This window comes from Novipirellula caenicola (assembly GCF_039545035.1).
Classification (GTDB): domain Bacteria; phylum Planctomycetota; class Planctomycetia; order Pirellulales; family Pirellulaceae; genus Novipirellula; species Novipirellula caenicola.
This window is the reverse complement of the sequence record NZ_BAABRO010000027.1, coordinates 43,244-66,935: the sequence shown is the minus strand read 5'-3', so window position 1 is coordinate 66,935 and position 23,692 is coordinate 43,244. Positions and strand designations below refer to the sequence as shown.

The 23,692-nt window shown below is 55.2% G+C and carries 12 protein-coding genes; 6 read left to right on the top strand and 6 right to left on the bottom strand.

Features of this window, described 5'->3' with window-relative positions:
- Nucleotides 1–59: 59 nt before the first annotated feature.
- Entirely contained in the window at nt 60–1,820 is a 1,761-nt protein-coding gene (locus tag ABEA92_RS28925) for a TIGR03545 family protein (RefSeq protein ID WP_345688928.1), read from the bottom strand.
- On the bottom strand, nt 1,817–2,719 hold the full coding sequence (locus tag ABEA92_RS28920) for a TIGR03546 family protein (protein WP_345688926.1): 903 nt from the start codon (nt 2,717–2,719) through the stop codon (nt 1,817–1,819). Before ABEA92_RS28920 ends, ABEA92_RS28925 begins: the two co-directional genes overlap by 4 nt.
- Before the next feature lie 305 nt (nt 2,720–3,024).
- Between ABEA92_RS28920 and ABEA92_RS28915 the strand changes: the two genes are divergently transcribed.
- From ABEA92_RS28915 to ABEA92_RS28895, 5 genes are all read left to right on the top strand, one after another.
- Complete coding sequence (locus ABEA92_RS28915; protein WP_345688924.1) at nt 3,025–5,874, top strand: PD-(D/E)XK nuclease family protein; 2,850 nt, start codon at nt 3,025–3,027, stop codon at nt 5,872–5,874.
- Nucleotides 5,875–5,947: 73 nt separating this feature from the next.
- Entirely contained in the window at nt 5,948–8,572 is a 2,625-nt protein-coding gene (locus ABEA92_RS28910) for a UvrD-helicase domain-containing protein (RefSeq protein WP_345688922.1), read from the top strand.
- On the top strand, nt 8,569–9,846 hold the full coding sequence (locus ABEA92_RS28905) for a metallophosphoesterase family protein (protein ID WP_345688920.1): 1,278 nt from the start codon (nt 8,569–8,571) through the stop codon (nt 9,844–9,846). Before ABEA92_RS28910 ends, ABEA92_RS28905 begins: the two co-directional genes overlap by 4 nt.
- The gene (locus ABEA92_RS28900; protein ID WP_345688918.1) at nt 9,846–13,475 is read left to right on the top strand and encodes an AAA family ATPase; all 3,630 of its coding nucleotides are present in this window, start codon (nt 9,846–9,848) and stop codon (nt 13,473–13,475) included. The genes ABEA92_RS28905 and ABEA92_RS28900 overlap by 1 nt, the downstream gene beginning before the upstream one ends.
- A 173-nt stretch (nt 13,476–13,648) precedes the next feature.
- Entirely contained in the window at nt 13,649–15,979 is a 2,331-nt protein-coding gene (locus ABEA92_RS28895; RefSeq protein WP_345688916.1) for a GMC family oxidoreductase N-terminal domain-containing protein, read from the top strand.
- A gap of 88 nt (nt 15,980–16,067) precedes the next feature.
- Here ABEA92_RS28895 and ABEA92_RS28890 read toward each other — a convergent pair whose 3' ends face one another.
- From ABEA92_RS28890 to ABEA92_RS28875, 4 genes are all read right to left on the bottom strand, one after another.
- Nucleotides 16,068–17,282 (bottom strand): DUF1559 domain-containing protein, encoded by a 1,215-nt coding sequence (locus tag ABEA92_RS28890; RefSeq protein WP_345688914.1) that lies wholly within the window; start codon nt 17,280–17,282, stop codon nt 16,068–16,070.
- Nucleotides 17,283–17,448: 166 nt separating this feature from the next.
- The gene (locus ABEA92_RS28885) at nt 17,449–17,928 is read right to left on the bottom strand and encodes a hypothetical protein (protein ID WP_345688912.1); all 480 of its coding nucleotides are present in this window, start codon (nt 17,926–17,928) and stop codon (nt 17,449–17,451) included.
- A gap of 237 nt (nt 17,929–18,165) precedes the next feature.
- Nucleotides 18,166–20,757, bottom strand: a complete 2,592-nt coding sequence (locus tag ABEA92_RS28880) for a DPP IV N-terminal domain-containing protein (RefSeq protein ID WP_345688910.1) — start codon at nt 20,755–20,757, stop codon at nt 18,166–18,168.
- A 108-nt stretch (nt 20,758–20,865) separates the two neighbouring features.
- A complete protein-coding gene (locus ABEA92_RS28875; RefSeq protein ID WP_345688908.1) occupies nt 20,866–21,375 on the bottom strand; it encodes a hypothetical protein in 510 nt (169 codons plus the stop codon).
- Between the two features lie 186 nt (nt 21,376–21,561).
- Here ABEA92_RS28875 and ABEA92_RS28870 point away from each other — a divergent pair, with 186 nt between their 5' ends.
- Complete coding sequence (locus ABEA92_RS28870; RefSeq protein WP_345688906.1) at nt 21,562–23,613, top strand: arylsulfatase; 2,052 nt, start codon at nt 21,562–21,564, stop codon at nt 23,611–23,613.
- The last annotated feature ends 79 nt before the right edge of the window (nt 23,614–23,692 follow it).

The following is a 23,692-nucleotide window of genomic DNA, read 5'->3' as shown; positions in this document are numbered from 1 at the left end:
GCTAAAGTATCAACCTATCCATCGGACGTCGGAGACGTCCGGCGACATTGCCCCGCCGGTTAACGCAGCTTCTTCTCGAAGGCGCCTCGAAGTTTGCCGAGATAGACGTCGGCCTCGCCGACTTCGCTCATCACCTTTTGGCTCATTTCCTCGATCGACTTATCCGCACTGGCCAACAACGATCGTGCTTCGCTTTGCTGCGACGTCAACCATTCTCGCAGTGCCAACGTTTGCTCCAAGTGAGCCTTGTCGACCTGTTCCTGCAACTTTTGCTTGGACGCTACGATTTGATCGTTGACGGCGTCCTGAGTCGCTCGGCGAAACACTTGGCCGAGATTGGTGTGCATCTTCAGGGCAAGATCGTTCCATTGGCCGCTAAAATTGGCATCGATTTCGATGCGATCCACCGCATCCAAACTCGATTGCAGCGATTGCACCGCCGCCGATTTTTCAAACTTGGAATCCACTGCCAATTTCATCTGCAGCCCGGTTTGCTTGCTGACGAAACGGCCTTCGACGTGGTCACCTTCGCTACGCAGTTGTACCCACAATTCGCGTTGGCCGCCGCTGATAGAAATTCCCGCTTCATGTTTGCTGCCTAAACGCAGTGGTTTGGCTTCCATTTGGGGCCAATGCAGGGTCAACAAATCGACATCCGCACCCCGACGACGATCGACTGCGTATTCCACGCGAACCACATCCGGACCATCCAATTGAAACTTCACCAGCGTCGGCTCTCGCAACAACTCGGGCGTCGGAGTCAAATTTTCGATGATCCCTTTGAGCGAGTACATTTTACCATTGGCACGCATTTCACCGCCGACTTCACAGCGACGAACCAGGAACTGCGAACGTTTCGCATCTCCCAGCAAATCAAAGTCTTCGCCACGCCCTCGTTCGCTCTCGGGCGCCACGACGGTGTAATTGGCGATCGTGCGTCCTCCATCGAGGTAGCCACGAATTTGGTCAATCTGTTTTTGCACGGCAAACTTCAACATATCGATGCCAAAGTCGTCGCCGTTTTGCAGATCGCCAGGGACAAATTGGTTGACTTTTTCCATGTCGATCCGCTTCGCTTCATCCAGCGACGCGAGATCGGATTGCAATTGTTCGGGCAGCGTATCAATCGCTTGGCGAACGGCCATCAACTCGTTGCGAGCTTGTTTGGCTTGTTCGAGTGTTCGCTGCAATTGCGGCCAATCTCGCAACGGATTATCGATTCCGCGTGCTTCATCACGCACCGTGCGAATCTGTTTTTCCAAGTTGCGTGCTCGCACGACCAACGAATCGTATTCGCTTTCCCAGCGCTCGCGGATTTCGCGACTGCGACGAACCGTTTCCAGGTTTTCGGTCAACGCGCTTGCTTCGGCGCTAAGCGAATCGGTTGTCGCCGCAATCATGCGAGTCAAGAACGATGGCGTATCCGAAGGCGACGGAGCGGCTTCCTCTTCTTCGATCTCGTAGTGTCCTGACGAATCGCGATCGGCACCAATTTGCAGCCCTGTGATTTTGCCATCATGGGCGACCCAGCGGCGATGCAGCATGGCGTCGCCGTCAATCACCAATTCAATCGACTCGGCGCGGAACATGTCCTCCATCTCTTTGCCCTTGCGAGGATCCGCGACTCGGAAATCCGAATACGAGATGCTCGGGGGAAACAGACCGACATGCGCGCTGCCGATTTCAACCTTGGCACCGGTGGCACTTTCAACCCCTTTGATCGTCACGTAGCTTGCGACGGGACCGAGGCCCCAACGCAATAACATGATGATGGCGACGACAATGATCAGTCGGGTCAGTACAAAACTCCAGCGTATCATGCTGCATCCTTTTGCTTAGAGGTGCGCAATTGACGAAGTAAGTAATTGAGCGCCTCGTCCATCGGCTGCTGATCGGTTTCTGCCTCGTCCTCGGTGGCCGAGGGGGCTGTTTCAATCGGACGGGTTGCTGCGTCGGCATCCTTCATGCGAATCACGTCGATGCGTGTCTCGACTGCAGCCCGAGGCATCCGCAATCGCTCCGTTGATTCGTTTGACTCGTCGGCGCCCGCTGTGTCGACGGCCGCAGTGGCTTTGGCCGTATCGTTTTCGCGGTCCGACTTCGATACGACATGCGATTGATCGATGCGGACCACCAATGGCTGTGTCGCTGCGGCAGCCACCTCGCCTACGCGATGCGGAGCCTTGGTTTCGGTCGATGGATTAGGATGCAACAAGACGCGATTTTCTTCGGCATCGAGTGCCTCGTCCGAAAGCGAGTCGATTCGATCCTGCTCGCCCTCGGCATCATGGGGTTTAAACAACCGAAACACGGGGTAGGTGATCAAAAAGATCGGCAGTACGGCAGCCAACCCGATGACAAAACTGCCCAACACGACAGTGTTGTTCAGATCCGTCCACGGCACCAACGGCAGATTCCAAAAGCTGGCCATCTTGGGGCCAAGCGTCGGATGCGTCAGAATATAGCTGCCCACGTCGTGCGAATACGGATCGAGCTTGGTCGCGGCAAAGGTCGTCCCGATCGTGGTCAATGCCGCCATCGAATGGTTGATCTTCAGCGACAACAAAACGATCAGCACCAACAGCGCCAACAGATTTCCGTGCGGAATAATGCCTAACAATGCACCGATCGCAACCGCCCCAGCAAGCTGGTGCGGATATTTGCGTCCGGCGATCGCGTGGCGAACGTTACTCAATAATTTGATGGACCAGATGATCATCGCGGTGCGCCTCCATGCGCACGGTAGTGGCTTCCCTGGGACTCCATTTGTTTAGACTTATCGGCGATACAGCACTAGAACATTCAGCACAGACGGTAAATTTTCCCAAGTCCTTTCATTCGCCCCCAACGGAACCAGGGAAAATAGGTAAACCGGGCAAGACGCTCGGTTTTTTGCCTTACTAGCAAAACAGCCTTTTTTCCTCAAAATCACTCCGCAATGACCAGACGTGTCACGGCGATCGCGACACTACCTTTTTGATCCTGTACCGGATCGCACGACCTTTTGATTGCCTCGCATACCTCATGAATCCACAAATCACGACCGAATTTCTTGGCTGGGATGCCCCGCTGTTGCCGCGTGCCGTGGACTCACTGAAATCAAAGTACGCAACGACGAATCAGTTTGATTTGTCGGGGCTGATCTGCGTGCTGCCGACGTCGCAAAGCTCCTATCGTTTCGAGACGCTGCTGAAGGAAGCCGCCAAGGACGCCGGTTTGCGTTTGAGTCTGCCAAAAATCATCACGCTTGGCCGACTGCCCGAACAACTTTATTTGCCTCGCGGCACCCTCGCGATCGACTTTGAACAAACGCTTGCGTGGTCTCAAGTCCTTGCAGCGGCAAATCCTGAAACGCTCAAACCGCTGGTTCCCACGCTGCCGACCTCGGACGAAGCCGATACATGGATGGAGTTGGCGGCGACGATTCGGGGACTGCACGAAGATCTGGCCTCGAACCAGCTTTCGTTTGCCGATGTCGCAACCGTCACCGAAGCGGAAAATGACCAACGACGCTGGACGCTGTTGGCAACGCTGTTTGAATCGTATTTAAAGCGACTTGCTGCGGCGGGACTTGCCGACCCACACCATGAACGTCGATTTGCACTAAGCGATCACGCCTGTAAAACCAGTTCGACCGTCGTGTTGATTGGGACGAGCGACTTGAGTCATTTGCAGATTGCGATGCTACGCGCGACACAGGGGGAAATCGTCGCGATGGTGGCGGCCCCGGCAAACGAAGCGTCGCGTTTTGACGAATTCGGATGCATCGAAACCAGCAAGTGGACCGATTACCGATTGCCGATCGACGACGAACAATTGATCTCGGCGGGCGATATTGCCGACCAATCGACTGCGGTTGCCGAGGTGATTGCCGAATTCGCCAAGCAATACTCGGTCGACGAGGTCACGATCGGAGTGACCGACGAATCCCAGGTTGGGCCGATCGAATTTGAAATGCGAAGCTGCGGAGTCGACACCTTTCGAAACCTTGGGTGGAGCATTGATCGCACCGCGATTGGACGGCTGCTGAACTTGACAGCGTCCTATTTGAAGACCCGTTCGTGGCAATCGCTGGCCACGCTGGTGCGTCATGCGGACGTGCATGCTTGGATTAGCAAACAAGATCCCGAATCCGCCGATTCTTGGTTGACGCAGATTGACCAATTGCTTGCCAACCACTTTCCCATCCAACTCGCCAACCCGCTGCCTGAGGAAGCCAAGAAAAGCTATCCGACTGCGATCCAAGTTGCCAAACGGATTGAAAAATGGATGACGCCGCTGCAAGGTGCCAACCGTCCGTTGGGACAGTGGTGTGGAGCGATCTCGCAGTGGTTAACCACGCTCTATGCTACGGAACTGGATGCCCTCGAACCGGCCGATGAATCAATGCCGTTGTTTGCGCCGGAGGAAAGCAGCGTGCCGCAAGACCGCACGACGATGGCATTGCATTCGGTTTGTGGATTGTTGACGCGGTTTGCCAATGTCAACGCCGAATTGGACCTTGAAATCGACGGCGCAAGTGCGATGCAAATGATTGCCAATCGTGTGGGCGACCTGCGAGTGGTCGATCCGATGCAGCCCGATGATATTGAGATCCTCGGTTGGCTGGACCTCGCCTTGGATGATGCTCAGGCGTTGGTGGTACTGGGGCTGAATCAACCGTTTGTGCCCACCGCGGTGACCAATGACGCGTTTTTACCAGGCGCGCTGCGTACGCAACTGCGGATGGCCGACAACGACCGACGGTTTGCCCGCGACGTTTACAACATGCAGTTATTGTTGTCGACGCGGCAAACGGTGCGTTTTATTGTAGGTCGCAATTCAGCTGATGGAACACCGACTCCGCCGAGCCGATTGTTGGCGGCGGCATCGGACGAAGACGTCGCTCGGCGGATCCGCTTGTTACTCGAAACCAGCCGACCACGCGTGTTGGTCCGGCACGGCTGGGATACCGCCAACGTCGAATCATCGCTGCCGATCCCCTCGCTGCCCGCGTCCACGGGTACCTGTCCAGTCAAAGCGATGAGCGTGACCGCGTTTCACGATTACTTGGCATGTCCCTATCGATTCTATCTGCGTCATGTCTTGAAACTGAAACCGCTGGACGACATGTCGGCGGAATTAGCGGCGAACCAATTTGGCGATTTGATTCACGGTGCGTTGGAAACGTTTGGCGATTCCGATGACCGCGACGAATCCGACGCAGAGAAGATCGAAAAAATCTTGCTCCATCATTTGCACCGCTACGCAAGTTTGCGATACGGTGATTCGGCGTCCACCGCGGTGGCGCTGCAAATCCGGCAAGCGGAAAGACGTCTTCGCAAAGTCGCGGTCGAACAGGCCCAACGTATCGCCCAGGGCTGGGTGATCAAGCAATCCGAAGCCTCGGTGGATGACAAACGCGACGGAGCCTGCATTGAGGTCGACGGTTTTAAAATGGGACTTCGCGGCCGACTCGACCGCATTGACTTCCATCGCGATTCAGGACGCTGGGCGATTTTGGATTACAAAACGCACGGGCATAAACCAGAGAAAAAGCATCTCAAAAAGACAGACGAGGGAATGCAGTGGATTGACCTGCAGTTACCGCTGTATCGCATGATGATTCCGTATCTCGGCATCGACGCCAATCCAACCGAAGTGCAGCTTGGTTATTTCAACATTAGCGACAAGGACGAGGAAACGAAGATCAACATCGCCGACTTTGATGAATCGTTGATGGATCAGGCTCGAGAATTGATCCTTGACTGTGTTCGCCGTATTCGCGACGAAGACTTTGCTCCGAGCCGCGATCCGATTCAGTACGACGACTACGACATGATCATGCAAACGGGCGTGATGTCCGTCGCCGGCGGAATCGAGGATTCCGAATAAGTTGCATGCTGAGTGCTTGATTTTGCCGCGATTCTGACTGCGAATGTCTCTCTCCCACCGAAACGAAACCACCGTGAACGCCTCGACGCAAACCAACGCCCTCCGCCCAACGCTCGTGCGTGCCTCGGCCGGGACGGGAAAAACCTACCAATTGACCGCCCGGTTGCTGCGGATTCTGCTGCAAGATTCGCCGCCCGAAACCATTCTCGCCACCACGTTCACTCGCAAAGCCGCCGGTGAAATTTTGGACCGAGTGCTGTTGGTGCTGTCCAAAGCGGGCGACGACAACGACGCTGATGCACTCGGGCAATTGCGAGACCAAGTCGGAGTCCCGACGCTGAACCATCAGACGTGCCGACAATTGCTGCACAAGATCCTTCGCAACATTCACCGACTGCGGATCTGTACGCTCGACAGTCTGTTCACGCAATTGGCACGCTCGTTCCCGTTTGAATTGAACCTGCCACCGGCATGGCAATTGACCGACGAGATCCAAGAGATGTGGATCCAAGAACAAGCGATCAGCAACGTCGTGTCGCTGTTGAATCCGAGCGAGATGACGACCATCTTGACGATGCTGGGTAAAGGTGAAATCAAACGCTCGATCCAGCGTGAATTGATGCAGGTCATCGACACCGCATACAGCATCCAGCGTCGTAGCGAACAAGAGGTCTGGCACAAAATTGTCGTCCCCAAACGACCCGAGCAAAAGGATCTAACGCGAGTCGCCGGCGAGCTGCGGCTCGCCACACCGAAACAGAAAACGGTCAAAGCCAAGTTACAAAAGTTGGCGGATGTTACCGAAACCGGCGACTTCAAAACGCTGACCGACGATACCTTGATCGTGAATATTGCCAAGGCTCGACGGACTGGCGAAGATGTCAAGTTCGGACGCAGCGTGTTACCCGATGGACTCGACGAAGCCTTGGACGTCGTTTACGCCGCGGTGCGAACTGAAGTGCTCAGTTTACTAAGTGCTCAAAACGAGGCCACCGGCAAAGTATTGGCGGCATACGATTTTCACGTCAATCAGCTGAAACAGGCAACTCGCGTGCTGGGGTTCGAAGACGTCGCGGTTCGCTTGGCCAATTTGTTTGCCAAAGTGGACCATGCGTCGTTGAGTAACCGCATGGATGGTGCGATCGATCATGTTTTGCTCGACGAATTCCAAGACACTTCGCCGGCTCAGTGGCAAGTGCTGCGTCCGTTGGCGATGCACGCCTGCGACACTAACGCCGCCCAGCGTGAGGGATCGTCATGGCAAACCGCCCGTTCGTTCTTTTGTGTGGGCGATACCAAACAAGCCATCTACGGGTGGCGCGGCGGCGTGGCCGAGATTTTTGATGCCGTGACCGACGAGATTGGCGGCATCACCGAGTTGGAACAAAACGTCAGCTATCGCAGCAGCCCCGACATCATCGAATTCGTCAACACGCTATTTTCAAATCTCCATCGTCATCCCATGGCCACCGATGGCGACCCGAAGAACCCTGCCGACAAATCAGCTCACGAAGCCGAATCGATTCGCAAGTTTGCCAAGCGGTTCCCACCGCACGAAGCCAACAACAAATCGCTCTCGGGTTACGTGCAAATCGAAACCAGCCACACGGTCAAAGACGGTGACAAAGCGGCCAATGACGATGCCTGTTTCGACGACGCAGCAAAACGCATCGCCGAAATTCACCGACGGTCGCCCCACAAATCCATTGGCGTGCTGACGCGAACCAACGGGGCGGTGGCTCAATTGATCATGCGACTGGAAGGGCTCGATATCGAAGTCAGCCAAGAAGGGGGCAACCCGCTGACCGATTCCGCCGCAGTGGAAACGGTGTTGTCGGCGTTGATGATGGCCGAACATCCCGGCGATGGGCGTTGGCGATTCCATGTCGAACAAACGCTGTTGGCGGCCGATCCCTCACTTAACGAAAACTCAATCCGCATGCGAGTTGAACGCAGCGGGATTGCCCAAACCGTTGAATATCTAGCAGGAAAACTCGCCCCGAAATGCAATGCCCGTGACACGCTGCGGCTAAAACAACTGACCCGGCTAGCCATTGCGTACGAAAACAATCCCGGACCACGACTGCGAGACTTTGTGCGACTGGTTCGTGAAAAACGGGTCGAGCGGCCTCAGCGTGCTCCGGTGCGAGTCATGACCGTACACCAATCCAAGGGACTCGAGTTTGATGTCGTGGTGCTACCTCAGCTTGACGGCCCGCTCACTCGCAGCAGTGGCAATTGCGTGGCCGAGATGAAATCGCTGAGCGAACCACCCAGCGGAATCACTCGGTACATTGGACAAACCCATTGGCATTTCCTGGATCGCCGCTGGCAACTTGCGTTTGGGGGGCAAGGGGCAAGCTCGATGACCGAAGCGCTTTGTTTATTGTACGTGGCGATCACGCGAGCCAAGCAGGCGTTGTACATCATCGTTCAGCCGAGCAAGAAGAAGGATTTCCAAGTCAAAACGGCCGCGTCGCTGATCTACCATGCGCTGGGTTGCGAGGCAGACCCAACCGCCGACAATGAACCACTGTATTGTTCGGGAAACCCCGATTGGTACCAAACCGACAAGCGGCCTGCGAAACAGGTCGCTACGGACAGTGAGCCGGTCAAGCAGGTCGAGATCCGCTTTGCTCAGAAGTCCTCGTCATCGCGTCAAAGTGCTAGCCGCCAACCATCATTGAGACAGCATTGAGTAAACGAAGAATCTTACATGCCGCGGACATTCATTTGGACAGTCCGCTTCAAAACTTGGAATCCTACGAAGATGCTCCGGTTGACCAAATCCGCGGAGCCTCGCGTCGTGCCTTGGAAAACTTGGTACGGTTGGCGATCGACGAAGAAGTCGACTTGGTAGTGATCGCAGGCGATCTTTACGACGGCGATTGGCGAGACCAAAACACGGGGCTGTTCTTTGTTGCTCAAGCGGCCAAGTTGACGCGTGCGGGAATTCCGCTGGTTGTCATCCGCGGCAACCATGATGCGCAAAACATCATGACGTCGTCGTTACCGCTTCCGAAAAATCCCGACGGCAGCGAGATCATGTTGGCAGCCGAGAAAGTCGATTGCCGCATTTTTGAGTCGATCGGCGTGGCTGTGCACGGCCGCTCGTTTCGCAAGAAGGCGGAAACCGAAGACCTCTCGAAAACCTACCCCAAACCGCTCTCAGGCATGTTCAACCTCGGACTGTTGCACACCAGTTTGACGGGGGCCGAAGGGCACGACAACTATTCGCCGTGTAAACCGGCCGAATTGACTGCCAAAGAGTACGACTATTGGGCGCTCGGACACATCCACATCCGCGGCGAACACGGAACCGAGGATGGCGCTCCGATCGTGTTCAGTGGCAACATCCAAGGTCGCCATATTCGCGAATCGGGCGAAAAAGGCTGCGTGATTATCGACATTAATTCCCGTGGCAAATGCACACGCACGTTTCATCCCTTGGATGTTGTTCGCTGGGAATCGTTTGAAATCAATGCCGCGAAAATCGAACATGTCGACGACATCATCGAAGAATACGAACAATGGCTGCAACAAACGGTCAAAACGATCGAGGATCGACTGCTCGTTTCTCGCGTTTCGATTGTCGGCGACACACCGCTTCACAATGCCTTGCATCAAAGTCGTCGTCGCTTGGAAGCGTCACTTCGAGCGACCGCAATCACGCATGGTGCCGGTCAGGCGTGGATGGAAAAGTTTCGCTTGCGAACCTCGACTCCCAATCACGCATTGGACATGGGCGATTTGGAAGGACCGTTGGCGAGCGTTTCTAAGATCTTTGAAGATCTGCGAAACTCACCCGAGCGAGGCAAATTGATTGCCAATGAATTTGCCGCATTGATCAAGAAAGTGCCCGAGCAAGAAGAAAACTTTTCCGCCGACAATGACCAATGGGTCGATGAACTGATTGAATCCGCCGCCGCGGAATTGCTCGGCCGATTGCAAGGAAGCGAGGACGCAAACTGATGATTATCGAACGACTCGATCTAAAAGCCTTTGGCCGTTTCACCGACACCTCGATCGCGTTGCCCGACGGTGCGCGGCGATTGCACATCATTTACGGGCCTAACGAGTCCGGAAAATCGACGAGTCTGCGCGCGATCACATCGCTGTTGTATGGGATGTCCAAACGCGCCGAAGACAACTACATCCACCCCACCGGTAAAATCCGTGTCGGCGGCAGGCTGTCCGATGGCAACGGCAATGTCCTCGAATGCCTGCGTCGACGTGGCAACAAAGCCACCCTGCGGGATGCCGACGACAATGAAACGATCGACGATGCGGTTCTCGAAGCGATGTTGGGCGGCGTCGATCGCGAAGCGTTTGAACATCGATTCGGATTATCACACGAAGAATTGGTTCGGGGCGGACAAGCCATCCTCGAAGGCGAAGGCGACCTGGGCGAAATCTTGTTCGCTGCTGGTGCCGGTGTCAGTCAGCTGAAAAGCGTGCAATCTCAGCTCGATGATTTGGCGGGCAAACTGTTTGTTGCTGGCGGTACCCGAGGTGCTATCAATCAATTGTCACGCGAGATCGCGGAAAAGCGAAAAGAATTAGAGCTTGCAAAGATCCCGCCGAGCGACTTTAACGATCTGAAAGAAGAACTCGAGCGTGAATGTCAACGCGTCGAAGCGTTGCAGAGCTGCGTCAAAACGGCGGCGGTCGAGTTGTCGAAACTGCGTGCGATCAAAAACGCGTTGCCGCTGATCCCCCAGTGGCATTCGCTCTGCCAAAAACTGGACGAACTTGCCGATACGCCGCGGCTGGATGATGCGTTTAGCGAACGACGCCGAACCGTCGACACACATCACGAAATCTCGCTCCGGCAAACCCGTTCGCTCAGCACCCGCATCGAGGAATTGACCAAACAACTGAAAAGTCTCGGCGACGACTCGGCGATTTTGGTTCACGAAGCCCAGATCGACTCGCTGTTTCAGCGTCTCGGTGCACGCGAAGAGGCACGGACGCAGCGTACCAATCTGCAACGCACTCGCAAAAACCTCGACCGCCGTATGGTCGAAGCGTTACAAGAGTTGTCGGTCGAAATCGTGGCCAGTGAAGAGCAAGCGGTCACAGAGGAAATCGATTCGTCGCTGAAAAAATTGCGGGTCGTCGATTCGGTACGAACCAAGGTCAACGATCTGGCGCAGCAATATGCCGTCATCGCCAAACAGCGGGATGACGCTGACGAAAGCGTGCGTTCGCTCAGCAAACGGCTCGCCGAAGCCGACGAACAAGCCAAACAGACCATCGTTCCCGATGATCCTTATTCGATCAGCCAATTGATCGAATCGGTTGGCTCGCCCGATTCGGTGCTGTCGAATTTGGCACAACAGAAATCGGACGTGAAACAACTGCAAAACCGCTGTGAACAACTCGCTCGCAAATTGGATTCGTTCTGCAGTCCGCTGGCGTCGTCCGGCGACACCACGACCGCTTCGTTTGCGGATTCCGTTCATGCTACCGCCAAGCTGCGATTGCCCGTGGAATCGGCAATCGAATCCGCCGTCGAAAATTTCGAAAAACGTGAACAGCAACTTGCTGCAGTCACCCAACAATGGAAACAACTCGACACGACCGAACGAGAACTACAACAGCGGCTCGACGCGGTCCAGTCCGTCACGACACTGCCGAGCGAGGAACAGCTAGCTGAATCACGCGCACGTCGCGATGCCCTTTTCTGCGACGTGATCGCTGCAAACCAAGCAGGAACGCTCGACACCCCCACCCTCACGCAGCTGCAAGCTGAAATTCGCAAAACCGATACTTTGGTCGATGCGATGCGGTCGCATCATGAACAACTGCATCTACAAAGTTCGATCAAAGAAGAGCTAAAAAAGGTTGCCAATCAAAAAACGCTTTGCCAAACCAATGGCGAAGCAGCGAAGGCGGCATACCAAGAAGCCCAGCAACAATGGCAATCGCTGTGGGAAGCCTCGGGCGTCACCCCCACCACGCCGGACCGCATGTATCGCTGGATCACCGCACATGCCCAATTGGTTGAAACGACCGTCCGGCTCGACGAAGCCCAAGAACGCGTCGAGCAACTCGAAGAACGCATTGCCACCGCGTGTAAACGGCTGAACCACGCGATTGAATCCGCAGTCGTTGACAAACCCGTCGTGGTGGGCAGCGACGAACCGAGTTTGTTTGATCAGATCGAGGCGAACGATTTTTCGTCGCTGTACGATGACGCTGTGAATCTTCGCACCTCGTTGCATCACGCACGTAAACGTTATGACGAAAGAGTCAAACAACATGAAATGATGCGTGAAGAGTTGCCGAAATTGCAAACTCAACTCGAATCACGTCAACGCGACTACGACACATGGCACACCGATTGGGCCGCCGCCACGTCGGCGCTTGCCGAGTCGGTGGACCGCACGCCTGCGGTGGTTTTGGAAAAGATCACTCAAATCGATGCATTGTGTGCGCAGAAACGAGAACGGGATATTTTGGCGCATCGCATTCGCTCGATGCTCGAAGACGACAAGACCTACCAAAAGGATGTAGCTCGGTTGGCTTCGGAGTTAGGCGTCGAGATCGAGGAAAAGGAAGGTGACGTCAGCGACGCCTTCAGCACGGTCAAACAACTCTACAATCGATTACAAAACGAACGTGCCGCTTCGCAACAACGAGGGGTTTTGGCCAACCAGCTTGCCGAGACCGAAAAGCAACTTGATACCGCTCGGCAACAGGTGACCGAAGCCGAAGTCGCGATTCAAAAGTTGTGCGAAGAAGCCGGCTGCGACGCTGCCGAGAAGTTGATCGAAGTCGAGCAGCGATCGAAACAACGGCAACAACTCGAGCAATCCAAACAAGCGATCGAAGAACAATTGCGGATGCTCTCGGGCACCGTCCAACTCGAATCGTTCGCCGAAGAGGTTGCCGAGCATCAACCGGAATTGGTGCAGATCGAGATCGAAAAAATCGAAGCCGAACTGGCGCAAAACCAAGACTCGCTTTCCGAAGCCCAGCAATCGGTGGGTGCATTGCGACTAAGGCTGAAACAAATCGATGGCAGCGATCGAGCTTCGGAACTTTCGCAGTCGATTCAATTCTTGACAGGCAAAATGGAGAATGCGATCGAAGAGTATTCTCGCGTCAAGGTCGCCGCGATGATGCTGCGACAAGCGATTGAACATTATCGGCAAGAAAACCAAGGGCCGGTGCTGCAATTGGCCTCGATGATTTTCCAAAAACTGACACGAGACGAATACGACTCGCTGAAGGTGGATTTTGATTCGCGTGGAAAAGTGATGTTGTTCGGCACCCGATCACGCAGCGGCGAGCCTGATGTGCCAGCCAACGCCATGAGTACGGGGACCGCCGACGCGTTGTATTTGGCGCTGCGATTGGCTTCGATCGATCATCAATTGACTCGCGGTACTGCGTTGCCATTGGTGGTCGACGATTGCTTGGTCCAACTTGACGATGACCGCGCGTGTGCGGCGATCACGGCGTTGTCCGAATTATCCGCACGTACACAAGTGATCATGTTTACCCATCACGAGCATTTGCTGGAGCTGGCCGAAAAAACGTTAAAAACGGACGAATTCCATGTGCACCGGCTGGATGCCGAATGTTTGGCGTGATCGTCCGTCCGATTGACCGTCATATTCGACACCAAGAAACGAATTTGTGAACCAACACAAACTCGCCATGTTTTTCACGATCAATCAGACCTGAATCTTGCCGATGCCAAGGAGTGGATTGTTCCGGTTTGACAATTCACCACTCCTCTTGATCGCTGACGAGACTGGCAAGGATGCTAGATTTTTCTTCACTGGACACATTTTCTCGCCGAGACATCCTCAAAGGATCTTTGGCGGCCGGGTTCCTACCGTTTGGACTTGGCGGTAGTGACAATCATCCGGATTGTCCGATTCAAACGATTCGCGAAAAGCGTTTTCCAACGCTCGTTGCGATCATCCGTGCGCAAATTGATTCGCTGTGGTGCGGCCATCAAGGCGATGACGCCTGCCAAGTCGCACGTGAAGTGCTGGTCTATGCCGAGCATCTTCCTGCGCGTTTGCAACTCGGGCTGAACATCGCACTGCTGTGGTTGAACCTTTACAGCGTCAAACACACCGCTCATCAATTGCACACGCTTTGCCCTCACGAGCTTCGCCGCTTGCTTAATCAGGGCGAGACGCCTTGCGACAAACACGGACCACCACGTATCGAGTGGACCGACGACCATTTGCTACATACCGCTGTCAGCGGCGTCACGATGCTGGGACGACTTGTGATCCATTCGCGTCGGCCGGCACGTGAACTGATCGGTGGCGGATGGTCTCCGCAATGTGAGAATCCTAAATTTTTGGTGACGATGGATCCGCCTGCGTTAGCGGATCTGAACCAACACTACGATGTCTGTATCATCGGCAGCGGGGCGGGCGGCGCCACGACCGCCAGCCGCTTGACCGCAGCAGGGCTGCGTGTGCTGATTCTTGACGTCGGCGATTTTGTCAGCCCCGATGCGTTGATCCAAAAGGTCCCGCAGGACGATGGCAGCATCAAATTGGCACCGCCACGCAGCGACCAAGTTCTCTATCGACTCTATAAAGACGGCGCCGGTCAAATCGCGGGCGGGTTGGGGAATGTTCATTCCAAACTGCAGCTTGCCATCCCATCGATGCGTAAGAAGATTCCGCCCAAGCAAACGGTCAACGTCTGCCAGGCACGTGTTTTTGGCGGCGGCCCCTATGTGAACAACGCGATTCACTTGCCGATCATTGAATCGGTGTATGAATCGTGGGGCGATCGTCGGCCCACCGGCGTGGATTATGCTCAATTCTCGGACGTGATGACCCGGATCTGTGATGAGCTTGGGGTCAACACCGAAGTCACACGGTCCCAAATCAGTGACCGCAGCATGCGTTTTGCCGAAGGCTGCCATGCGCTCGGCGAAGAGGTCCAACCGTTGCCCGTGGCGATGCGGCGGCAGTGTCTTGGCTGCGGCAGCGACAACTCGGTCGACAGTTTTGGCGATCACATCGGTGGAGTGCATCCGTACAAACCCGGCGAGCCCAACAGTTTCCTGACGCAATCGATGCACAATCCGGTTCCCGCCGAGGTGTCGTACCGAACCGAAGGAAAACGCTTGAGGATTCGTCGTGACGAGGCGGGGGCGTTGCGAGTCGACGGCGTCGATGTGTACCACCGCAGCGAATCGGGATGCCACACTCACACCACGATTTCAGCCAACGAATTTGTTGTCGCGGCGGGCATCGGAGAAACGAATAAACTGCTAAGTCACAGTTTGGCATGTGCGGGACTAAGAAACCAACACCTTGGCAAACGCTTGACTGCAAACATCGGAACGGCGCTCTATGCAATGTTTGACAAACCGATTTGGCCATCCGATAGCGGACGGCCGGAACCGGGCGTGACCCAGTGTTTCTTGGTCGACCGACGCAACATCATGGAAAACGGCAAAATGGTCGAGGAACCTGCGCTGGAAAACTGGTTCCACTTTCCCGGCACCGTGGCGCTCGCGTTAACCGGTTGGTTCAAAGAGTTCGCCTGTGTGATGCGAAAGTTCAACCATCTTTCGATGTCCGGCATCGTCGTTCCGACCAAAGTCCGCTGCAGCAACTATGTCGACTCGTGCGGCGATTTCCATCTCGAATTTGACTGCGACGAGTTTGAAATGCTGCTGCGTGGTTTGCGTCGTGTCGCGAGAATTTATTTCGCCGCAGCGAAACCAGACGATGCTGTCACGTTGCACCTGCCAACCAAGTCGATCCTGATGCGATGTGGCCGCCCGCTGCGAATCCGCAACATGGATGACTTTGAATGGGGACTTGCCGAGATTCGTCGCCGCGGTCCCGCGTTCGTCAATCTGTTAACGACCCACCCGCAAGGCGGCGCGTCGCTGGGCGACGTGGTCAATCCGACGACCTTCCAAATGATGACTGATTGCGGCGAAGCGATCGAAAATCTGACAGTCGCCGATACCTCGATCTTTCCCGCCGGTTGCGAAATCAATCCGCAACTGACGCTGAAGGCGCTTGCGACATTGGCGGCACAGCAAATCATCCAACGCACGTCGCCAACGTTGCCGCAGCCGACGCCGGCTTTGGCACAGTCGTAACGCGAACGTGCACGTTCGACGAGGATGATTGCCGAAAGTCTTGGCGACTTTCGCTACCATCCGTCGACGGGACGAGCGACAGATTGCCCTAGAAGTCGTCGGAGATGACTTCGCGTGAAGCGCGTGTGCCAAGGGCTCCCCACAAACCGTATGGACTCTTGGATCCCGGAGCACTTTCGCCGGCTCCGCCACTCCAAACGTTCTCGTGGTGAACGTCGCCCCCGATGATCGAATCGGTGACAAATTTGACCGAGCCATCTCCCATCAACACATGCACACCGCCTTGATGTCGGCTGCTCGGCGGTGCGACGCCATGCGAACTTGCATCGGGACCACCAAAACAAAGTTCCCGGTTTGGTGGAATGATCGTGTTGAAACCCGTGTAGGACGAGCCGCTCGATGCCCAACGAAATCCGCGACCGTGATTTGAAGGAGCAAGCGTTGCCGCGCCAGCGAGCCAGAATTTCGGACGATTGGGGTCGACCAACCCGTCGTGAACACAATAGTCGGGTTCTTCACGCACCAATTCGGACGCGTCATTTCCGATCGCGGCAATCGTACGAATGTCATTGTCACCGAGATCCGTTGCGATTTCGCCTGCAAAAATCGTGTTGGACATACCATCCAACACATCGCGGAAACGCATCGTTTGGTGTGACACAAACGCGCCTCGGCAAGCCGCTCGAGCTTCGGTTGCATGCGTGGCAAGATTGCTAAGCGTGACGGTCGTCGCACTCTCGATTCCCAGCGGTCCGCGGTCCATGTAATGGATCGAATCACCAAGACAAACGGCATAGTTGGTTCGACCAAAGCTGGGCAATCCTACACCGGGATCGCTCGGGCAACGCAGTGTCGCCAATTCCGTGACCCAAGGTTGATAGTTCGCTTCATCCGTTTCCGGGCCCATGGCAGGGTAGGCTCCCGACGGGTTACTGATCTGTTCCCATAACGCTTGCTGTTCAAAGAACGGAGTCAAACCGACCCAAGCGGAAAGGTCCATGCGATTGCTGACGTCGCTGCCGATCGCGGCTCCGTTGACCCAAGTCCCACCGCCATGCATCGGCAATTGGTTGTACGACGAATGGTAATTGTGAATGCTCAAACCAAGCTGTTTTACATTATTGCTGCAGCTCATCCGACGAGCCGCTTCACGAGCTGCTTGCACTGCGGGCAACAACAATCCAACCAAGACCCCGATGATCGCGATCACGACCAACAATTCAACCAAGGTAAATCCTTGGCGTGGGCTAACAAAACGTGAGCGAGGACTTCGCGGCACAGGCAAGACAAAGGGCGTATTCATTGCGTTTCTCTACGATTCAAATAAAAATTAATGATTCAAAAAAGACCGGATCGAAAGATCAACCGACGACGCAGCGCCAATTGAAAGATCAAGCAAGCATCAACAACCAATTGCAGATGCCAAAATCAACGATGGTCGATCGCGACGCGAGGGCCGCGAACCGTCTTTAAAGAATCGCAGGAGGACCGCGAGAAGAGATGCCGCCGCGTTGAACGCGGAGCGGCCACTGAATTCCAGTCAAACCGAATCGATCGACGAGTTGGATCTCGCCCACCGAGCCTGCTGCACTGGTGACCGTTTGACCGACTAAACTTTGGGCGGCACACAGTGCACAAAGCCCAAGACACGCATCTGGATTGCCCGAATCCACGGCGTACAAGACCGCATCAGATTGGGCTGCCACATCGCTTGCGGTAGCACTCGTTTCCGTAGCATCACAATCGTGAGCGCGACAGCACTTCGACACATCGTCTTGATGCACGTCGGGCGTCGCTGACACCGCGTCGCAACCGTGATCCGAGCAGCACGCTGAACTCATCGCGCCGAACGGAGACGCATGCGAATGCCCGGCGTGATGGTGCATTGCCGGCAACAGCCAGCCGCCCACCACATAGGCAATCAACGCGATTCGGGAAGCGAGGTTCATCAAAAAAGTGCAGTACAGCAGCGGAAAACGAGAGACTTTTCGAACGGTTTCTACGCGACGTTTACGAAACTGGTTCTAGCCTAAGCAAGTTGAATCAAAGCAAAAAGGTGTTTTCTAGCGTTTTTTGGCCGTTTTTGAGCCAGTATTCGCGTTTTCTTTGCCTGCCCCCCCTCACCTACGAGGAGTATCCGGCGTTAACGAATCAACTTGCGGTACCTAAAACGCGGCAACGCCCCCCTAGAACCGGGGCTCATTTTTCCACAATTTACGAACAAAGAAGTCCGCTTGGCGGCGATGGGCATACGGATGCGAAGCAGCGCCGTGACCGACCCCAGGCATCACCAGCAGTTCGAAATCCTTGTCCGCTTGCACCAACGCGTCCACCACTTGCATCGTCGTCGCGGGGTCGACGTTTTGGTCCATCTCGCCCACGATCAACATCAAATCGCCTTGCAATCGATGAGCCTGGGTCACGTTGGATTGCTCGGCGTAATGAGGTCCGATGGGGTATCCCATCCACTGTTCGTTCCACCAGCGTTTGTCCACACGATTGTCGTGACACCCGCAATCGGCCACCGCCGCCCGATAGAAATCGCCGTGAGCAATCAGCGCTCGCATCGCACTTTGGCCGCCTGCAGAGCCGCCCCAGATGCCCACCCGCGAGAGGTCCATTTCGGGGCGGTCGACCGCGGCCGCTTTCATCCACGCGATGCGGTCGGGAAACCCGCTGTCGCCAAGGTTTTGCCAGCACACATCATGAAACGCTTTACTGCGATGGCTGGTCCCCATCCCATCGATTTTGACAACGATAAACCCAAGTTCGGCCATTTCCACCAAGCTGGCGTGGCGGCCAAACTGTTTGGGCACAAATGCGGAATGAGGCCCGGCGTAAATGGCCTCGAGCACCGGGTACGACTTGCTCGCATCAAAATGAGTGGGACGAATGATGATCCCGTGAATATCGGTTTCTCCGTCACGTCCTTTAGCAACAAATCGTTCTGGAAACTGCCATCCGGTCTTTAATAACTCAGACGCATCTGCCTTTTCCAATTCCACGACCAATTCGCCTGTCTCGGCGTCCCGAAGTTCGGTCACCGGCGGCAGATCGACTCGCGAATACGAATCGACGATATAGCGACGCTGCGGCGAAAATTCCCACTCGTGGTCTCCATCACCCCGCGTCAATCGAACAAGACCGCTGCCGTCAAAATTGACTCGAATCAAATGGCGATGATAGGGATCTTGCCCTTCGTCGATTCCCGAAACCGTCAACCAGATTTGTCGATTCGCTTCGTCCACCTGCTCGACGCCACGCACCACCCAATTGCCTTGGGTGATCGCGTTCTTGACTTCACCGCTGGATTGATCGATTAAATACAAATGATTCCATCCCGAGCGTTCACTCATCCAGATCACTTCGTTGGTCGCGTCGATCGGCTGCAAGAACGTTTTGTGGGAATAACACACAAACGTTTCGCTTTGTTCATCGATTATCGCTCGCGGTTCGCCCGATTCCGCGTCCACCGAAATTACACGCAGCGTTTGATGACCACGCTGGTTGTACAAGAATAAAAACGACGTGCTGTCGTCATGCCAATGCAGGTCCCGGATCGAATAGGGATTGGGAAACAACGAATCGTCGATCATGGTGACCGTGGTCTCGGCCAAATCGCTCTCGTTGACATGAAACAGCACGGGGCGGGGATGATCCATCGCGTCGCCCGGCTTGGCATAGTCGATGGTATGCAGTTTCGAGTGAATCGATCCCTCCGGTGCTGCCTGGACAATCGGAATCGTCCGCACATCGACGGTCTTGGTTTTCATCGCCACGAAGCTGCGAGAATCAGGGGACCACCAAACTCGGCCTGAGAACCCATCGGTTGCATCACCCGAGGTCGTCAAGACCGCACGGGCGTCGGATTTTGCTGATTTCAGCACCACATTGTGATTCTCGAAAGAGACCTGCCAAGCACCATCGGGCGAACGAGACTGCATCGAACGAGCCTCGCGAGGTGAACGTGACGAGCGTTTGCTGGATCGTCGCAACGGTTGGGGACGAGGCGTCTGAGCATCGATCCGAGCTAGTGATTGCCACACGTCGGCAACAAAGGATGCGACGATCAAGCCACTAGGAGATTCCAAGATCCAGCTATGCCCGGCGAACGTCGATATCGACGCAGTTTGTTGCGGGTCGACACGGCCGTAATCGCGGTACTCGCCGGTCGCCGTCACCCATTTGTAGTGCAGCGGCTGATCGGTGCGATTTTCAAATTGGATCTGCGTCCGATCGCCTCCATCACGACTTCGCTTGACTTGCCGATTCGCAGGAAGCGTTTCGGCGTCATCCGAATCCGAGTGGTCAGGTTGTCGCGGATCGATCTCGCTGAGCGGGCCGTCGGGAAGGGCGAACTCCCATTTGCGCTTGGCAAATTCGAATCGAGCTTTGGTAAATTCAGCGTCAAACGACAATGATCGCAGATTCAATTTTGGCTTGGACGACGTGGCGTCCTCCCCCAACTGTGATGCTAACTGATTCGCTAGCAGGTCGTGATCAAATGCTTCTTTGCGAGTCTTGGTCGTTGCATCGACGATCACGTAGCGAAATGCATTGTCGGACGAGAGGACTTGGTACCAAAACGAATCCTCGGACGACTCGCTCCAATTTGGATCGACGCGGTCCGCAAAGACCGGCTGATCGATTCGCTTTTTGAGTGTTTTCCAGAGCTGATAATCCTGTTGACTGCCTTGCCCGATCGCCGCAACCGGAACGATCACGATGGCGGATAGGGTCATCAACAAACCGAGGATACGAACGGCATTGAAACGCATGCGGTATTTCTCGCAGGGGGGTCAAGTCAGACGGAACAAGTGGGCCAGAGCAGGGGAGGGCAGGGCAGAGCAGGGGGCAGAAGCACAGGGCACAGAAGCACAGGGTGTTTAATCAAAATGGACTTCGGTCACTCCGCGTGCATTGCTGGGCAAACGCCCCGTCACGGTGACCTCGGTGATCGGGTACCGTCCCGGCACGAATCGCTGGTTGGCTTTGGTCATAAAAATGCTTTGCGGCAGCACCAATGTCTCGCCTTTGCGGAGGGGTGAATCGCGATACAAGAAGTACTGGCCGTTCAAATTCACGGTCAGATTGGGAATGTCATGATCGGCTTGGTTGACGATCACCACCACATCAGTCAGCAGTCCCCCTTTTCCATTGGGAGCGACCACGGTTTGGCGGTCCAGCAAGACTTCCACCGGCAGCGATCGCGAAGCGGCGCGACCATAAAATGTCGCGTACAGACTTAACCCCACCAACGGAAACAAACAGGCCGCCAATAGAGCCAGCGTCAAACCGAGCCCTGACAATTTCGGACTGGGAGCGATTTTTCGGGGCGGTTGGTCCGCCAATTTTTGAGGCGGTTGTTCCGCCGAATCGGGATGCATGTCTGTCATAACCGGCAAGATACTCAATACTAACGAAAAAACAGGTAGTGGCTCAGTCTAGGGCGTGCATCTAAACCCACAAGCAGAGATTGGGTTACAATGACAACCGAACCTTCTTGCGTTCCGATCACGCCGTGTTCCCAGCGGCAATCCAGACCGTGCATTTCACCTCCAATCACAAGAGATCCCTCAAGAATGACGCGATTGACAGCCCTGTTCTTCCTGATGATGACGTTGGCTCATCCCTGGGCCCACCCTGCGGCGATGGCAGCCGACACCCCGTCCAAACCCAACGTGATTTTCATTTTGTGCGACGATCTCGGCTGGGGTGACCTCGGGGTGCTGCACCAAAACAAATCCAATCACGACAAACGGCTGCATACGCCGATGATCGATCAAATGGCGGCCGAAGGCATCCAGCTTCGTCAACACTATTGTCCGGCCCCGGTTTGTGCGCCGAGCCGATCGTCGCTGTTGACCGGAGTACACCAAGGCCACGCCGAGGTGCGAGACAACCAATTCGACAAAAGCTTGGCCGACAATCACACCTTGGCGACGGTCATGAAGAACGCCGGCTACCGCACGGCGCTGATTGGTAAGTATGGGCTGCAGGGCAATGGCAACTCCGCAGAAACATGGCCAGCCTATCCGACCAAACGCGGTTTCGACGAATTTTATGGTTACGTGCGTCACGTCGATGGCCATGTGCATTATCCCGCCGATTCGTGGCCGCTAGGCAACAGCGAAACCCATCGCCAACCCAAACAGGTCTGGCATAACGATCGCGAAGTCTCCACGGGGCTTTCAAAGTGCTACACCACCGACTTGTTCACCGCACGCAGCAAGCACTGGATCGCCGAGCAGACAAAATCAAATCCGCAAGAACCGTTTTTTCTGTACCTCGCCTACGACACACCACACGCCGCCCTGCAAACGCCCACGATGGCTTATCCCAAAGGCAGCGGTCTGAACGGAGGGATTCAGTGGACCGGCGAAGCGGGACACATGATCAACACCGCCGAAGGCGAAATTGATTCGTACCGTCATCCCGATTACGTCGGCAAAGGTTGGAGCGACGAAGAAGAACGATTCGCCACGATGGTACGGCGAATTGATCACTGCGTCGGCGATCTGCTGCAGACGCTGCGTGATCTAAAGATCGACAAAAACACGCTTGTCGTCATCTCCAGTGACAACGGGCCGCATCAAGAAAGCTACCTTTCGAATTCCAATTACGACCCCACGTCGTTTCAGTCCTACGGGCCACTCGATGGGATCAAACGTGATGTGTGGGAAGGCGGTATCCGCGTTGCCACGTTGGCATGGTGGCCTGGGAACATCCCGGCTGGAAAAATCAACACGGAACCAAGTCAATTTCATGATTGGATGCCGACGTTTGCCGATCTTGGCGGGATTCCCGCTCCGGCCCGCACCGACGGCGTTTCGCTGCGACCACGGTTGACCGGAACAGGCGAAGCCGAGACGAGCCAAATCTATGTCGAGTATTCACAGAACGGATCAACGCCAAAGTACGGAGACTTCTCGCCATCGCATCGCGGCAAAAAACGCGGCCAAATGCAGGTCGTCCATTTGGACGGATTCAAGGGTGTGCGAGTGAACATCAAATCCCATGATGATCCGTTTCAAATCTTTGACCTGAAAAAAGATCCCAAAGAACAACACGATCTAGCGAACACCAATCCGCGATTCAAGCAACTTGAAAAACGGATGCGTGACCACGTCTTGCAATCACGGATGCCCAACGCCAGTGCCAAACGGCCTTATGACAACGTGGCTATCCCCGCCGTGGAAGTCTCGGGCGCAACGCCCGGTTTGCAGTGGGCGTTCTACGAGGGCGACTTTCCCTACGTTCCCAAGACCAGTGGCATGAAACCACAAAAAACGGGCACAGCCGCCAATGTGAATCAGGCGAATTTGCCTGCGGGCAAAGGTGCCATCCAGTGGACAGGCTGGATCCAAGTACCGGAAACCGCTACCTACCAAATGTCGTTGTCCACCGGCAGCAAAGCGTTCTTGCGAATTCACCAAGCATCCGTACTGGATGCCGACTTTGGTTACCAAGCAGGCCAACGTCGTACGGTTTCGATCAAATTGGCCAAGGGATATCACCCGATCCAATTAACTTGTTTGTCCGATGGCAACTCGGTTCCATCCGTGGATTGGAAATGGGGACCATCGACAAACAAACTGAATGCGGTCGACGACAAATCGTTGTACCGAAAATGACCGTCCAGCGGAGGACGCTTTTTAACATCCACTAACCAGTTTTTTTTTGTACCCGATAGCTCTCTGATCGCGGAGAGCG

Excerpts from the sequence above, each read along its gene's own strand:
- ABEA92_RS28920 (WP_345688926.1), bottom strand. The coding sequence starts at position 2,719 with ATGATCATCTGGTCCATCAAATTATTGAGTAACGTTCGCCACGCGATC.
- ABEA92_RS28885 (WP_345688912.1), bottom strand. The coding sequence starts at position 17,928 with ATGAACCTCGCTTCCCGAATCGCGTTGATTGCCTATGTGGTGGGCGGC.
- ABEA92_RS28915 (WP_345688924.1), top strand. The coding sequence starts at position 3,025 with ATGAATCCACAAATCACGACCGAATTTCTTGGCTGGGATGCCCCGCTG.
- ABEA92_RS28880 (WP_345688910.1), bottom strand. The coding sequence starts at position 20,757 with ATGCGTTTCAATGCCGTTCGTATCCTCGGTTTGTTGATGACCCTATCC.
- ABEA92_RS28925 (WP_345688928.1), bottom strand. The coding sequence starts at position 1,820 with ATGATACGCTGGAGTTTTGTACTGACCCGACTGATCATTGTCGTCGCC.
- ABEA92_RS28875 (WP_345688908.1), bottom strand. The coding sequence starts at position 21,375 with ATGACAGACATGCATCCCGATTCGGCGGAACAACCGCCTCAAAAATTG.
- ABEA92_RS28890 (WP_345688914.1), bottom strand. The coding sequence starts at position 17,282 with ATGAATACGCCCTTTGTCTTGCCTGTGCCGCGAAGTCCTCGCTCACGT.
- ABEA92_RS28895 (WP_345688916.1), top strand. The coding sequence starts at position 13,649 with ATGCTAGATTTTTCTTCACTGGACACATTTTCTCGCCGAGACATCCTC.
- ABEA92_RS28870 (WP_345688906.1), top strand. The coding sequence starts at position 21,562 with ATGACGCGATTGACAGCCCTGTTCTTCCTGATGATGACGTTGGCTCAT.
- ABEA92_RS28900 (WP_345688918.1), top strand. The coding sequence starts at position 9,846 with ATGATTATCGAACGACTCGATCTAAAAGCCTTTGGCCGTTTCACCGAC.